Consider the following 14822-nt stretch of genomic DNA (forward strand, 5'->3'; position numbering starts at 1 on the left):
CTGGACAGCTTGTTCATCATGATCCCCCGTGGCATCGATGGTCCGATGCCGAATTGCCTACGGCTTACATCTGTCTTTCTGTGTTTCTTTTTTGTTGACTCTACGTAAGGCTAATCATGAGAAGCGTTGGAGATCCAACACTAACTGTCATCTCAAATGACCTTCGTGCGACAGTTGGTTCGTCAGCGCTCATTCATCGCTCATGCATTGCGCAGAGCCGCGCCGGCGCTCGCGATGCGGCCTCGTTGCGCCGCCCGCGAAGTGCGGATGATGGGGGTTGTTACGGACTGTGAAGCGTTGCAGGGCGCGTGGCGCCCCGCCCTCACACCGTGCTCAGGCGCGTCATCTCGGTTTCGACCAGCAGCTTCTTGAGCTCGGGCACGCACGAGCCGCAGTTGCCGCCCGCCTTGAGACACGACGTGATCTCCGCCGCGGTCTTCAGGCCCCGCTCGCGGATCGCCGAGCAGATCGTGTTGCGTCCGACGCCGAAGCACGAGCAGACGGTCGGTCCCGTATCGGCGCCCTTGCCGACCGGCTGGCCGAGCAGCAGGCCGACGCGGTCCTCTTCGTCGAGCCGCTCCTTCGCAAAGAGGCCCGAGAGCCACGCGCGCGCCGGCAGGTCGGGACGCGTGGAGAGAAAGATGCAGCTCTCGATGCGATCGTCGATAACATGCACCGCACGATACACACCCGCCGCGCGGTCTTCGTATTCGATCCAGTCCGCGTGCGGATCGTCGATGCGAAAGAGCGCACGCGCCCAGCCGCCGTGCTCGCGATGCGCGTCGAACGGGCTGCGTCCGGCGAACTCGTAGCGCACGAACTGCGCGCCGTGCACGCGCGTCCAGTAGGTCAGCTCGTCGAGCGCGGGCGCGTGGCGGCTGAGCGAAAAGCCGTGCCACGCGACGTGAAATTTCTCCACGGCGACAGGCGTGTGCTTGAACTCGGGCTCGCCCGACACCGGATCGACGGCCGGATTCACCACCGCGCCGACGCGTGCGTCGGACGCCACCTGATCGTTCCAGTGGATCGGCACGAACACGCTGCCGCGCGACATGCCGCCGCCATGCTGCACGCGGGCGACCATCGAGCCCCAGCGGCTCGACACGCGCGCAAGCTCGCCTTCGCGCACGCCGCACGCGAGCGCGTCCTGCGGATGCATGTCGACGAACGCCTCGGTCACGTGGCCCGCGAGCTTCGCGGACCTGCCGGTGCGCGTCATTGTGTGCCACTGGTCGCGCACGCGGCCGGTGTTCAGGACGAGCGGATAGTCGTCGTCGGTCGCGTTGGCCGGCGTGCGCGGCGGCGTTGCGATGAAGCGGGCCCGCCCGTCCGCATGGCGATAGCGGTGATCGCCGAAGAGGCGCGCCGTGCCGGCGGGCGGCGCGTCCTTCGCCGCGCGAACCGGCCACTGGATCGGCGCGAGCGCGCCGTATTGTTCGCTCGTGAGTCCCGTCAGGCCCGCAAGGTCGAACGCGCGCGGCACGCAATCGCTCATGGAATCGTGCGCGTGATCGCCGTTGCGATAGGCCGACAGCCGCGCGTGCTCGTCGAATATCTCGTGCGGGCCGGCGAAATCGAAGCCCGCGTAGCCCATGCGGCGCGCGACGTCGCAGATGATCCGCCAGTCGGCGCGCGCTTCGCCCGGCGCGGGCAGGAACGCACGCTGGCGCGAGATGCGCCGCTCGGAATTGGTGACCGTGCCATCCTTCTCGCCCCAGCCGAGCGCGGGCAGCAGCACGTGCGCGAAGGCGTTCGTATCCGTGTTCTCGATGATGTCGGAGCACACGACGAGTTCGCAGCGCGCGAGCGCACGCTTCGCCTGGTCGCCGTCGGGCAGGCTCACGACCGGGTTCGTGCCCATGATCCACACTGCCTTGATCCGTCCCGCCTCGATCGCCTCGAACAGATCGACGGCCTTCAGACCCGGCTTCGCCGCGATCGCCGGCGATGTCCAGAATGTCTGCACGAGCGCGCGGTGGCGCGCGTCGTCGAGTTCGAGGTGCGCCGCCAGCATGTTCGCGAGACCGCCCACTTCGCGCCCGCCCATGGCGTTCGGCTGCCCGGTGAACGAGAACGGCCCCATGCCCGGCTTGCCGATGCGCCCGGTGAGCAGGTGGCAGTTGATGATGCTGTTGACCTTGTCGGTGCCCGCCGTCGACTGGTTGACGCCTTGCGAATACACCGTCACCACGCGCTCGGTGCGCGCGAAGAGCCGATAGAATTCGAGCAGGTCGTGAGCGGCGAGCCTGCACGCCTTCGCGTATTGGGCGAGGTCGAAGCCGGCGGCGGCATCGAGCGCCTGCGCATAGCCGCTGGTGTGCGCGTCGACGAAAGCCGCGTCGGTTGCGCCGTGCTCCGCGAGAAAGGCGAGGAGGCCGTTGAACAGCTGGACGTCGGTGCCCGCCTTCAGCGGCAGATGCAGGTCGGCCATCTCGCAGGTCGCGGTGTGGCGCGGGTCGATCACGACCACCTTCATCTGCGGGCGCTCCTCCTTCATCTTCACGATGCGCTGGAACAGGATCGGATGGCACCACGCCGTGTTCGATCCGACCAGCACGACCAGGTCCGCGAGTTCCAGATCCTCGTAATTGACGGGCACGAGGTCCTCGCCGAACGCGCGCTTGTGCCCCGCCACCGACGACGACATGCAAAGCCGCGAGTTCGTGTCGATGTTCGCGCTGCCCACGTAGCCCTTCATCAGCTTGTTGGCGACGTAGTAGTCCTCGGTCAGCAACTGGCCCGACACATAGAGCGCGACCGCATCGGGACCGTGCTCGTCGATGATCCGCCGAAAGCCGTCCGCCACCACGCCGACGGCATCGTTCCACGGCACCGCATGCAGCGCGCCGGTGTGCGCATCGCGCAGCTTCGGCTGCAGCAGACGGCCGTCGAGGCCCACCGTTTCGCCGAGCGCCGAGCCCTTCACGCACAGGCGCCCGAAATTCGACGGATGCGTTTCATCACCGGCGATAGCGGGTTCGCCGTGCTGGCGCGGCGTCGCACGAACGCCGCAGCCGACGCCGCAATACGGGCACGTCGTGCGAACGCTCGCGGTGGAATCGGTGGAATCGGACGAGATCGGGATGGTGGGAAATCTCACGGTGTTCGGTTCCGGTTGCATTCAGGCAGGTTCAGGCGTGTTTCGGGCAGATTCAGGATTCACGCGCGTTTCAGGCAGGCTCCGCCTCGCAGAGCGCACGGCCGAACAGCAGCCGGCTGCGCAGCGAGGAGACGTCGGTGCGGTTCTGGATCAGGTCGAAGTACCAGCCGCCGTCCTTCACGTCGCCGTACAGCACGGCGCCGATCACGCGGTCGTTCTCGAGCACGAGGCGCTTGTACACGCCGCGTCGCGGATCGCGCAGCACGAGGTCCTCGGTGCCCGGTCCGCCGATGAAATCGCCCGCCGAATACAAGTCTACGCCCGTCACTTTCAGCTTGGTGGCGGTCGCGCGCTGCACGTAGCGGCGATGCCCCGCGCCTGCGAGATGCGCGCCCGCCACGCGCGCCTGATCCCAGATCGGCGCGACGAGGCCGAAGGTCGCTGCGCGATGCTGCACGCATTCGCCCACGGCGTAGACGCGCGGATCGTACGTCTGCAGCGTATCGTCGACGACGATCGCGCGTTCGCAATGCAGCCCCGCCGCTTTCGCGAGTTCGATGTTCGGGCGCACGCCGGCCGTCATCACGACGAGGTCTGCGGGAATCTCGCTGCCGTCCGCGAAGCGCACGGCGGCAACGCGCTCGCCGCCGACGATCTGCGCGGTGTCCGCCTTCAGCAGAAAGCGCATGCCCTTTGCCTCGAGCGTGCGTTGCAGGAGCGCCGCCGCGCTCTTGTCGAGCTGGCGGTCCATCAGGCTGTCCATCACATGCACGACCGTCACCGACATGCCCTGCCGCTGCAGCCCGTTGGCGGCCTCCAGCCCGAGCAGCCCGCCGCCGATGATCACCGCATGGCGATGGGCGCGTGCGGCGGCGAGCATCGTCTCGACGTCCTGGATGTCACGAAACGCGATCACGCCGGGCAGGTCGTGACCCGGCACCGGAATGATGAACGGCTTCGATCCCGTGGCGAGCAGCAGGCGGTCGTAGTGCGCCTCGATGCCCTTCTGCGAGCGCACCACGCGCCGCACGCGGTCGATTTCGACGACCGGATCGCCCGCATGCAGCGCGATGCCGTTTTCCGCGTACCAGGCGCGCGAGTTGATGATGATGTCGTCGACGGTCTTCTCGCCCGCGAGCACCGGCGAGAGCAGGATGCGGTTGTAGTTGCCGTGCGGCTCGGCGCCGAACACGGTGATGTCGTAGAGATCGGGCGCGAGCTTGAGCAGTTCCTCGACGGTGCGCATCCCCGCCATGCCGTTGCCGACCACGACGAGCCGAAGGCGCTTGCCCCCGGTGCCGCCCGCACTCGCCGCGGCGTATTCGGTTTTCATGCTGCGATCCAGACCTTGCCGCCCGCAACCCGCGCCGCGTAGGCGCGCACCGAGTGCTCGGGCATTTCGAGGCACTCGCCGGTGCGCAGGTCGAAGTGATGCTTGTAGATCGGCGAGGCCACGACCACGCGCTCGCCCAGGCTGCCGATCAGCCCGCGCGAGAGCACGGCCGCCTGCGAACCCGGGTCGAAGTTGCCGATCGCGAAGACGCTGCCGCCGCCTTCCGCGACATGGAACACCGCCACCTGCTCGCCGTTCACGAGCGCGCACACGCCGGTGTCCGGCACGATGTCGGCGAGTTCGCACACCGAGGTCCAGGACGGGTCGATTCTGTCGTTCATGGTGATCTCCTTGAAGCGGTTCAGGCCGTCTCGGCGACGACCGGGATGGCAATGCGCCTGATCGCGCGTTCCTCGGGCTTTGCCGGCCGGATCTGGCCGCGCTCCTCGACGAACGTCACGTTCGCATCGCCCTCTTCGCTGTTGACGAAATGGCGGAAGCGCTTGCGCGTCTCGGGATCGGTCACGGCGCGCTTCCACTCGCACTCGTAGGTGTCCACGACCAGCTGCATCTCCGCTTCGAGTTCGGCGCCGAGCCCGAGCTTGTCGTGCACGACGACGTCGATCAGGTAGTCGAGCCCGCCTTCCAGGTTGTCGCGCCACACGCTCGTGCGCTGCAGGCGGTCGGCCGTGCGCACGTAGAACATCAGGAAGCGGTCGATATAGCGGATGAGCGTTTCGCGGTCCAGGTCGGACGCGAGCAGTTCCGCGTGGCGCGGCTTCATGCCGCCGTTGCCGCACACGTAGAGGTTCCAGCCCTTTTCCGTCGCGATGATGCCGACATCCTTGCCCTGCGCCTCCGCGCACTCGCGGGTGCAGCCCGACACGCCGAACTTGATCTTGTGCGGCGCGCGCAGGCCCTTGTAGCGGTTCTCGACGTCGATCGCGAGCCCGACCGAATCGCCCACGCCGTAGCGGCACCACGTCGATCCCACGCACGACTTCACCGTGCGCACCGCCTTGCCGTACGCGTGGCCCGACTCGAAGCCCGCGGCGATCAGTTCTTCCCAGATGAGCGGCAACTGCTCGACGCGTGCGCCGAAGAGATCGACGCGCGCCCCGCCGGTGACCTTCGTATAGAGCCCGTACTTCTTCGCGACCTGTCCCACTGCGATCAGTCCGTCGGGCGTGACCTCGCCGCCCGGCATGCGCGGCACGACCGAATACGTGCCGTCACGCTGGATGTTCGCGAGGTAGTAGTCGTTCGAATCCTGCAGGCTCGCGTGCTCCTTCTTCAGCACGAACTCGTTCCAGCACGAGGCGAGAATGCCCGCGACGACCGGCTTGCAGATGTCGCAGCCAAGGCCGTGGCCGTGCTTCGCGATGAGCGCGCCGAAGGTCCTGAAGCCCTCGACCCGCACCATGTGATACAGCTCCTGGCGCGAATACGGGAAGTGCTCGCACAGGTGGTTGTTGACGGCGAGCCCCTGGCGCTTCATCTCCGCCTTCATCACCTGCGTGACGAGCGGCACGCAGCCGCCGCACGTCGAGCCCGCCTTGCAGGCGGTCTTCAGCGCGCCGATGCTCGTCGCGCCCGCGCACACCGCCTCGCAGATCTGCGCCTTCGTCACGTTGTTGCACGAGCAGATCTGCGCGGCGGCGGGCAGCGCCTCGACACCGAGGCCCGGCTTCGCCTGCCCGTCCGATTGCGGCAGGATCAGGAACTCGGGCGCTTCGGGCAGTTCGATGCGGTTGAGCATCATCTGCAGCAGCGTGCCGTATTCGCTCGCGTCGCCGACCATCACGCCGCCGAGCAGATACTTGCCACAATCGGACACGACGAGCTTCTTGTACACCTGCTTGCGCTCGTCGCTGTACTGGTACGTGCGGCTGCCGGCCGTCGCGCCGTGCGCGTCGCCGATGCTCGCCACGTCCACGCCCATCAGCTTGAGCTTGGTGCTCATGTCGGCGCCGGCGAACGCCGCCTCTTCGCCGGCGAGATGCTTCGCCGTTACGCGCGCCATGTCGTAGCCCGGCGCGACGAGCCCGAACACCTGGCCGTTCCACGCCGCGCATTCGCCGATCGCGAAGATGTCGGGGTCGCTCGTGCGGCAGGCGTCGTCGATCACGACGCCGCCGCGCGCACCGACTTCCAGCCCCGCCGCGCGCGCGAGCTCGTCGCGCGGACGAATGCCCGCGGAGAACACGATCATGTCGGTGTCGAGATGCGTGCCGTCGGAAAACTGCATGCGGTTCCTGCCGGTCTCGCCGTCGACGATCGCCTGCGTGTTGCGCTGGGTATGCACCGTCACGCCCAGTTCCTCGATCCTGCTCCTGAGCACGCGGCCGCCGCCTTCGTCCACCTGCACCGCCATCAGGCGCGGGGCGAATTCGACGACATGCGTATCGAGGCCCATGTCGCGCAGCGCCTTCGCGCATTCGAGCCCGAGCAGGCCGCCGCCGACCACCGTGCCGGTCTTCGAGCGCACGCCGCATTCACGCATCGCTTCGAGGTCCTCGATCGTGCGGTAGACGAAGCAGCCCGCCCGGTCGCTTCCGGCAAGCGGCGGCACGAACGGATAGGAGCCCGTTGCGAGCACGAGCTTGTCGTAGGCGAGCGTCTCGCCCGTCGAGACCGTCACGGTGCGCGCCGCGCGGTCGATCGACACCGCCTTCGCATTGAGCCTGAGCACGAAGTTCTCGCGCTCGAAGAAGCCCGGCGCGACGAGCGACAGATCCTCCGCCGACTTGCCCGCGAAGAACTCGGACAGGTGCACGCGGTCGTAGGCGGGACGCGGCTCCTCGGCGAGCACGGTGATGTCGAGTCCTTCCGACTGGCTTTCCGCGAGGCATTCGAGCAGCTTGTGGCCGACCATCCCGTGGCCGATGACGATGATTTTCATGACGGGATCGCTCTCAGTTTGCAATGCTGTTGTTGATGCCGAGCGCGCGGTCGCGCAGCGCCGCCTCGCGTGCCTTGTGCTCCGGGCTGAAGCGCACCGCCAGCGCGCACAGCGCGGAGAGCGCGACCAGCAGGCCGAGCATGGAGAGCGTCTGCTGCACGCCGCCGAGGCCCTTCATCAGGAAGCCCGCCGCCACCGCGCCGACGTTGCCGCCCGCGCCGATCACGCCCGCCACGCCGCCGAGCGCCTTGCGGTCGATGAACGGCACGAGCGCGTAGGTCGCGCCGCACGCCATGTGCGTGAAGAGGCCGAAGATCAGCATCGCGACCACGGCGAGCGCGACGCTTTCCGCATGCGCGAACCAGTAGAGCCCGATGCCTTCGCCGGCGATCAGCACGAAGAGCAGCGTCGAGCGGATGTCGAGGCCGCGCCGTGCCGCCACCTTGTCCGAGAGCCAGCCGCCGAGCGCGCGGGCGAAGAGCGCGAGCAGGCCGAAGCTGCCCGCCGCGATCCCGGCCGCCTTCAGCGAGAGCTGGAAGTGATCGACGTAATAGATCGCCGCGATGTTGTGGATGAACACTTCGACGCCGAAGCACGCCGCATACGTCACGAACAGCATCCACACGCGATAGTTCGCGCAGGCGGCGCGAAAGCTCGCCCAGCCTCCCTTCTTGCCGCCGTCGATTTCGATGCCGCGCGCGCGCAGGTCCGCGAAATTGCCTTGCGGGCAGTCCTGCGTATAGCGCCAGTAGAACCACGCCATGACCGGCATCGCGATGCCCGGCACGACGAGCGCGACGCGCCAGGCCGAAGCCTCGCCCACGCCGATCGCGATCGCCGCCGCCACCAGAAGCGGAATCAGCGCCTGCGCCGCGCCCGCGCCGGCGTTGCCCCAGCCGGCGCTCGTCGCGTTGGCGGTGCCGACGACGTTCGGCGCAAACATCACCGAGGTGTGGTACTGCGTGATCACGAAGCTCGCGCCGATCGCGCCGATTGCGAGGCGGCACCAGAGGAAGCTCTCGTAGCCCGTCGAGAGGGCTGCGCCCAGCACCGGAAGCGCGCCGAGCAGCAGCAGGCCCGAGTAGACCTTGCGCGGGCCGTAGCGGTCGCACATCGGGCCGATCACGAGGCGCACGAGAATCGTCACGGCGACCGCCGCGATGTTGATATTGGCGACCTGATCGACGGAAAGCCCGAACTCGCGCTTGATGAGCGGCATCAGCGGCGCACAGGCGAACCACGCGAAGAAGCACACGAAGAACGCCATCCAGGTGAGATGGAAGGCGCGCATCGGCGCCGTGCGCAGGCTGAATAGGTCGATGCGGGTTGCTTTGTCTGTCATTTTCTGTCCAGAAAAAGAAAGGCGTCCCGCGAACGCAGTCAGTCGACTGGGTTCGGGGGACGCCATTGTCCAAAAGCTTGGTGGGTCTGCTGCCGGTATTGCGGGGATGGCGCGCTGTTGCGCCGTGCCACGGTGCTGCCGGATCGCCGTTGACCCGATGGCCGGATCAAATGCAAGGCCCATGCCATGCGCCGTGAATCCGCGCCGGAAGGCCATCGCACGGACATGACGGCGTGTTTGCCGCCCGCTTGCGGACGCCGCCGCGATGCATTTTGACGCCCCCGGGCACAGGGATGGTGCGACGCAGCACTGAAGCCGTGCGGGTTTTCACGCACCAAAGCGCGGCAATGCACCGCCAGCGCGCTGGCCCGGTTATTGCGTGCACCAGACGTACTACACGCCGCCCGAGCCGGGCGCCGGCGTTCATGCCGACGGCATGCGCGGCGCCGGCCCGCAAGCGCGGACCCACGCATTCAGATGACACCGCCCCGCGCACCTTCCACCATGCTTCGCGTGCTCCTCGTGACCGACACGGACAAGCCGATCGGCGATCTGCGCCAGGCGCTCGCGCGCCTCGGCTACGACATGCTGCCCGAGGCGGCGACGCCCGCGGCGCTGCCGAAGGTCGTCGAGAGCGAGCGGCCGGACGTCGTCATCATCGACACCGAATCGCCGTCGCGCGACACGCTCGAGCAGCTTGCCGTCATGAACAAGGCCGCGCCCCGCCCGGTGCTGATGTTCAGCAACGACGCCGACCAGCAGTTCATCCGCGCGGCGGTCGGCGCGGGCGTGACGGCCTATCTCGTCGAAGGGCTCGCGGCGGAGCGGCTCGCGCCGATCCTCGAAGTCGCGCTCGCGCGCTTCGCGCAGGAAGAGAAGCTGCGCCAGCGGCTCGCGCAGGTGGAAAGCGAGCTTGCCGACCGCAAGGTGATCGACCGCGCCAAGCGCCTCCTGATGGACCGCCGCAAGATGACGGAGCAGGAGGCGTACGCCGCGCTGCGCAAGCGCGCGATGGATCACGGAATGAAGGTTGCCGAGGTTGCTCGACAGCTCGTGTCGATGGCCGATTTACTGGGGTGACCCGCACGATATGAATACGCCAACACCATCCGCGCGCGACACCGCCGCGTGCCGTCCCGAAAAGACCCACGTACGGCTCGGCTTCGTCGCGCTCTCCGATGTCGCGCCGCTTGCCGCCGCGCGCATGCTCGACCTCGGGCGCCGCCACGGCCTCACGCTCGAACTGTGCCGCCAGCCTTCGTGGGCGGCGGTGCGCGACAAGCTGCTCTCCGGCGAGATCGACGCGGCGCACGCGCTCTACGGGCTCGTCTGCGGCGTGCATCTGGGCATCGGCGGGCCGCAGGCGGACATGTCGGTGCTGATGGTGCTCAACCGCAACGGGCAGGCGATCACGCTGTCGCGCCGCCTCGCCGACGCGTTCGACGAAACCGGCAACCTGAAGGAAGCGCTCGCGTCGCTCGGGCGTCCCGCCGTGCTCGCGCAGACCTTCCCGACCGGCACCCACGCGATGTGGCTCTACTACTGGCTCGCGGCGCACGGCGTGCATCCGCTCTCGGACATCCAGAGCGTCGTGATCCCGCCGCCGCGGATGGTCGATGCGCTCGCCGAGGAGAAGCTCGACGGCTTCTGCGCGGGCGAGCCGTGGCACGCGGTTGCGGAGGCGCGCCACGCGGGCCGCACCGTCGCGCTCACGAGCGAGATCTGGCCGAATCATCCGGAAAAGGTGCTCGCGAGCCGCCGCGATTTCGCCGCGCTCCATCCGAACACGGCGCGCGCGCTCGTGTGCACGATGCTCGAAGCGTGCCGCTGGCTCGACAGCCCGGAGCACCGCGCCGAAATCTCCGGCCAGCTTGCCGCGCCCGAACTGCTCGGCGTGCCTCGCAGCCTGATCGAGCCGCGTCTCTCGGGCATCTACGACATGGCGCGGCTCGCCAGGCCGCCCCTGCCCGTCTGTTTCTTCGACGGCGGCGCCGTCAACTATCCGCGGGCGTCGGACGGACTGTGGTTCCTCACGCAGTACCGGCGCTGGGGCCTCTTAGGCGGCGAGGCCGGCGGCATCGGCGGCGACGCGGCGATCGCCGCGTCGATCTGCCAGACGGCGCTCTACCGCGAAGCGGCCGCGCTCGCGGACGTGCCGGTGCCCGCCGAATCCCGCGCCGACGTGCTGTGCGACGGCCGCGTGTGGGACGGCAGCGACCCGGCGGGCTACCTCGAAGGCTTCACCGTGCGCGCGTGAGCCGCGCCGCGGCCGGCATCCGTCGTCAAACGATCTACTATTGATCGATGGATCCCGACGCGCGCTGCGCAAGGAGGCTCACATGGAACTGTCCACGGTTCGGGTCGAAAAACCCGGCGATACCAATTTCATCCTCGGGCAGACGCATTTCATCAAGTCCGTCGAGGACCTGCACGAAGCGATCTTCGGCACCGTTCCGGGCATCCGGTTCGGCATCGCGTTCTGCGAGGCGTCGGGCAAGCGGCTCGTGCGCTCGTCCGGCAACGACGAGAGCCTGATCGAACTCGCCACGAGAAACGCGCTCGCCGTCGCCGCGGGCCACTGCTTCTTCGTGTTTCTCGGCGACGGCTTCTTCCCCGTCAACGTGCTCAACGCCATCAAGGCGGTGCCGGAGGTCTGCCGGATCTTCTGCGCGACCGCGAATCCGACGCAGGTGCTCGTCGCGGAGACGGACCAGGGGCGCGGGATCGTGGGGGTCGTCGACGGGTTCGGGCCGCTCGGCGTCGAAACCGCCGAAGACGTTCAATGGCGCAAGGACCTGCTGCGCAAGATCGGCTACAAGGCCTGAATTGCGGCGCGCGGGCGGGGAGACGGACGCACCGGGCGGCCGGGGAACCGCGTTCGAGCTTCGCGCCTTCGCCTCGTCGCCGCCGGGATGCGGCGGGACGTGTCGCCGCTCAAGGAGCGGCGGCGCTGTTCGGGTCACGGCGTTGAGCGCGTGTTTGAACTTGGCGCTTCCGCCTCACAGCCGGGATGCGGCGGGACGGCTGGCCGCTCCGGCGCGATTCGGGATGCGGCATCAAGCGCGCGTTTGAACTTGGCGCATGCGGCGGGACAGATGCGCCCTCAAGGGCCCGCTGCGGCGCCGTTCGGGTCGCGGCGTCAAACCGGCTTTTGAACTTCGCGCTTCCCCCTCGCAGCGGGAATACCACGGAACAGGTGGCCGCTCCGGCGGCCGTCAAGCCAGGCTCTGAACCTCCCTCCGCTCATCGCCCACTGACCGTACGCTTAGTGCGCCGGACCCTCACCTACCACGCGGGTACGCGCCGTGCACCGGCCAGCCGGCCATCTTTTCGCGCGGGCCCGGCGGCGCGCCCGCTGAATCCCGCCCTTCACTCCTTGACTTGAGGGCAGGAATGGCGAGAATGTGGGCCCCGGCGGCCCGCCCGGTCGTGCCGGAATGCACCGCAACGGGCCGGAACGCCGCGCCCGCGACATCACGAAACAAATCGGATGCTGTATAACCGGCTAGGCGGACCCGAAGCGGTCCGCTGCAAGCCTGTCTGGCGGCCCGCCGCCGCACCGGTATTCGACGCCGGCCGTCCGGCGCGCCCGCGCGCGCAGCCGGGGCCGCTCATCGGCGTGCGGATGCGCCTCTGCGCCCGCCGCCCGGAATCTTTCAGCGTTGCCCGGGGAAGGGTCGTCCCCGGACAACGGACTTGAGGAGCATGTCATGACCGACTTGAACCCGTCTTTCCTCGGCAGGTTGTCGATTGCCTTCGGAACGTTCTTCACCTGCCTCGGCGACGCCGCGTTCGCCGCGCGCGTGAAGCAGTTGCGCGACGGCCCCGCCCCGGCGGCGGCGCCCGTGCAGGAAGCGCCCGCGCCGGCGCCAGTGCGCCCCGCCCCTGCCCCCGCCCCCGTGCTGAAGGAAGCGAGCCCCGAGGCGGCGCTCCAGCTGCTGGGCCTGCTTCAGCGCGACGCGCGCCTGATCGACTTCATCGAAGAGGACATCGCCCGCTACTCGGACGCCGACATCGGCGCCGCGGCGCGCCTCGTCCACGAAGGCTGCCGCACCGTGCTGCGCGAGCATTTCACGATCCGCCCGGTGCGCGAGGAAGCCGAGGGCAGCCGCGTGACGCTGCCCGACGGCTTCGATGCCACCGCGATCCGCCTGACCGGCAACGTCGTCGGCAAGCCGCCGTTTCAAGGCAGCATCAGCCATCGCGGGTGGAAAGTGGCGGAAGTGCGCCTGCCGAAGCTCGCGGAAAGCCATGACGCCCGCGTCGTCGCCCCCGCCGAGGTGGAACTATGAGCGAACCGCGCTTTTCCATCGGCGTCGATCTCGGCACGACGCATTGCGCGCTGTCCTACGTCGATATCGCTTCGAGCGACGGCGAAAAGACCGTGCAGGGCGTGCTGCCCGTCGCGCAACTGACGGCGCCCGGCGCCGCCGACGAACTCGACCTGCTGCCCTCCTTCCTCTATCTGCCGCACCCGGACGAACTCACGCCCGGCGACCTCAGCCTGCCGTGGACCGCCGAGCGCGACTTCGCGGTCGGTGAGCTTGCGCGCAGCCGCGGCGCCGGCACGCCGATCCGCCTCGTGTCGAGCGCGAAGAGCTGGCTGTGCCACCCGGGCGTCGACCGCCGCGCCGCGATCCTGCCGAACGACGCCCCGCCCGAAGTGGCGCGCGTCTCGCCGCTGGAAAGCTCGGTGCGGTACCTGACGCACCTGCGCGAAGCGTGGGACCACGCGCACCCGGAGGCGCCCTTCGGCGAGCAGGAAATCACGGTGACGATCCCCGCCTCGTTCGATCCGGCCGCGCGGGAGCTGACCGCCGAGGCCGCCGCGAGCGCGGGCTATGGCCGCATGACGCTGCTGGAAGAGCCGCAGGCGGCGCTCTACAGCTGGATCCAGAAGAGCGGCGGCGGCTGGCGCAGGCAGGCGCGGGTCGGCGACGTGATTCTCGTCGTCGACGTGGGCGGCGGCACGACCGACTTCTCGCTGATCGCCGTGGTCGAACGCGAGGGCAACCTCGAAGTCCACCGGGTCGCGGTCGGCGAGCACATCCTGCTCGGCGGCGACAACATGGACCTCGCGCTCGCGCACGTGGTCGCGCGCAAGCTGGCGGCCGGCGGCACGCAGCCCGATCCGTGGCAACTGCGCGCGCTGACCTACGCGTGCCGCTCGGCCAAGGAGACGCTCCTCACCGACGCCTCGCTCGACGCCGCCCCGCTCGTCGTGCCGAGCCGCGGCTCGAAGCTGATCGGCGGCTCGCTGCGCACGGAGCTGACCCGCGCCGAACTCACGCAGACGATCCTCGAAGGCTTCTTCCCGCAGGTCGAAGGCTCGGCGCGCCCGGTGAGCCGCGCCCGCGCGGGTCTCACGCAACTGGGCCTGCCCTACGCGCAGGACCCGGCCGTCACGCGCCATCTCGCGGCGTTCCTGGGCCGTCAGGTCGCGGCGCTCGCGGAACTCGAAGGCGTGCGCGCGACGATGCCCGAAGGCGCGAGCTTCCTGCATCCGACGGCCGTGCTCTTCAACGGCGGCGTGTTCAAGTCGCCGCTGCTCGTCGAGCGCATTCTCCAGACGCTCAACGGCTGGCTCGCCGCCGACGGCGCCGCGCCCGCGCGCCTGCTCGAAGGCGCCGACCTCGATCTCGCCGTGGCGCGCGGCGCCGCCTATTACGGCTACGTGCGGCGCGGCAAGGGCGTGCGCATCCGCGGCGGCACGGCGCGGGCGTACTACGTCGCCATCGAATCGGCGATGCCCGCGGTGCCGGGGCTCGAACCGCCCGTCCAGGCGCTGTGCGTCGCGCCGTTCGGCATGGAGGAAGGCACCGAGGCCGAATTGCCCGCACAGGAATTCGGGCTGGTGGTGGGCGAGCCGGTGCATTTCCGCTTTTTCGGGTCGTCGGTGCGCAGGCAGGATCAGGTCGGCACGCTGCTCGACTACTGGCAGCCCGAGGAACTGCAGGAACTCGACGAGATCCAGGCGTCGCTGCCTTCCGAAGGCCGTACGCCGGGCGAAGTGGTGCCGGTGAAGCTCCACGCGCGCGTGACGGAAGCCGGGACGCTCGAACTCGAAGCCGTGCCGCGGGCAACGGGCGAGCGCTGGAAGGTCGAGTTCGACGTGCGCGGCGGCGCGAGCGCTTGAGCGTCGCGA

General features: G+C 68.9%; 10 protein-coding genes. 5 read left to right on the plus strand and 5 right to left on the minus strand.

Annotated elements, in window-relative coordinates:
* Positions 1-322: 322 nt before the first annotated feature.
* From BG61_RS10075 to BG61_RS10095, 5 genes are read right to left on the minus strand one after another with little or no spacing between them, the layout of a single operon-like run.
* Positions 323-3121 carry a nitrate reductase gene (locus tag BG61_RS10075; protein ID WP_051672405.1) on the minus strand — a complete coding sequence of 933 codons (2799 nt, stop codon included), beginning with the start codon at positions 3119-3121 and terminating at the stop codon, positions 323-325.
* Between the two features lie 49 nt (positions 3122-3170).
* Complete coding sequence (locus tag BG61_RS10080; RefSeq protein WP_051672406.1) at positions 3171-4433, minus strand: NAD(P)/FAD-dependent oxidoreductase; 1263 nt, start codon at positions 4431-4433, stop codon at positions 3171-3173.
* Positions 4430-4774 (minus strand): nitrite reductase small subunit NirD, encoded by a 345-nt coding sequence (nirD, locus tag BG61_RS10085; protein ID WP_035929878.1) that lies wholly within the window; start codon positions 4772-4774, stop codon positions 4430-4432. Before nirD ends, BG61_RS10080 begins: the two co-directional genes overlap by 4 nt.
* A gap of 20 nt (positions 4775-4794) precedes the next feature.
* A complete protein-coding gene (gene nirB / locus BG61_RS10090) occupies positions 4795-7335 on the minus strand; it encodes a nitrite reductase large subunit NirB (protein ID WP_035929876.1) in 2541 nt (846 codons plus the stop codon).
* A gap of 13 nt (positions 7336-7348) precedes the next feature.
* On the minus strand, positions 7349-8677 hold the full coding sequence (locus BG61_RS10095) for an MFS transporter (protein WP_035929873.1): 1329 nt from the start codon (positions 8675-8677) through the stop codon (positions 7349-7351).
* 504 nt (positions 8678-9181) lie between these two features.
* On the opposite strand from BG61_RS10095, the gene BG61_RS10100 reads away from it, so the two are divergent.
* The 5 genes from BG61_RS10100 (at position 9182) to BG61_RS10120 (ending at position 14813) form a co-directional block, all read left to right on the plus strand.
* A complete protein-coding gene (locus BG61_RS10100; protein ID WP_035929870.1) occupies positions 9182-9757 on the plus strand; it encodes an ANTAR domain-containing response regulator in 576 nt (191 codons plus the stop codon).
* 10 nt (positions 9758-9767) lie between these two features.
* Positions 9768-10934, plus strand: coding sequence for a CmpA/NrtA family ABC transporter substrate-binding protein (locus tag BG61_RS10105; RefSeq protein WP_035929868.1), 1167 nt, complete (start codon positions 9768-9770; stop codon positions 10932-10934).
* A gap of 82 nt (positions 10935-11016) precedes the next feature.
* Positions 11017-11502, plus strand: coding sequence for an adenosine-specific kinase (locus BG61_RS10110; protein ID WP_035929862.1), 486 nt, complete (start codon positions 11017-11019; stop codon positions 11500-11502).
* Between the two features lie 885 nt (positions 11503-12387).
* Positions 12388-12969: a DUF2760 domain-containing protein gene (locus BG61_RS10115; RefSeq protein WP_035929859.1), complete on the plus strand. Its 582-nt coding sequence runs from the start codon at positions 12388-12390 to the stop codon at positions 12967-12969.
* The gene (locus BG61_RS10120) at positions 12966-14813 is read left to right on the plus strand and encodes an Hsp70 family protein (protein ID WP_035929856.1); all 1848 of its coding nucleotides are present in this window, start codon (positions 12966-12968) and stop codon (positions 14811-14813) included. The genes BG61_RS10115 and BG61_RS10120 overlap by 4 nt, the downstream gene beginning before the upstream one ends.
* Positions 14814-14822: the final 9 nt, after the last annotated feature.

Source organism: Caballeronia glathei, assembly GCF_000698595.1.
GTDB classification, from domain to species: Bacteria; Pseudomonadota; Gammaproteobacteria; order Burkholderiales; family Burkholderiaceae; genus Caballeronia; species Caballeronia glathei.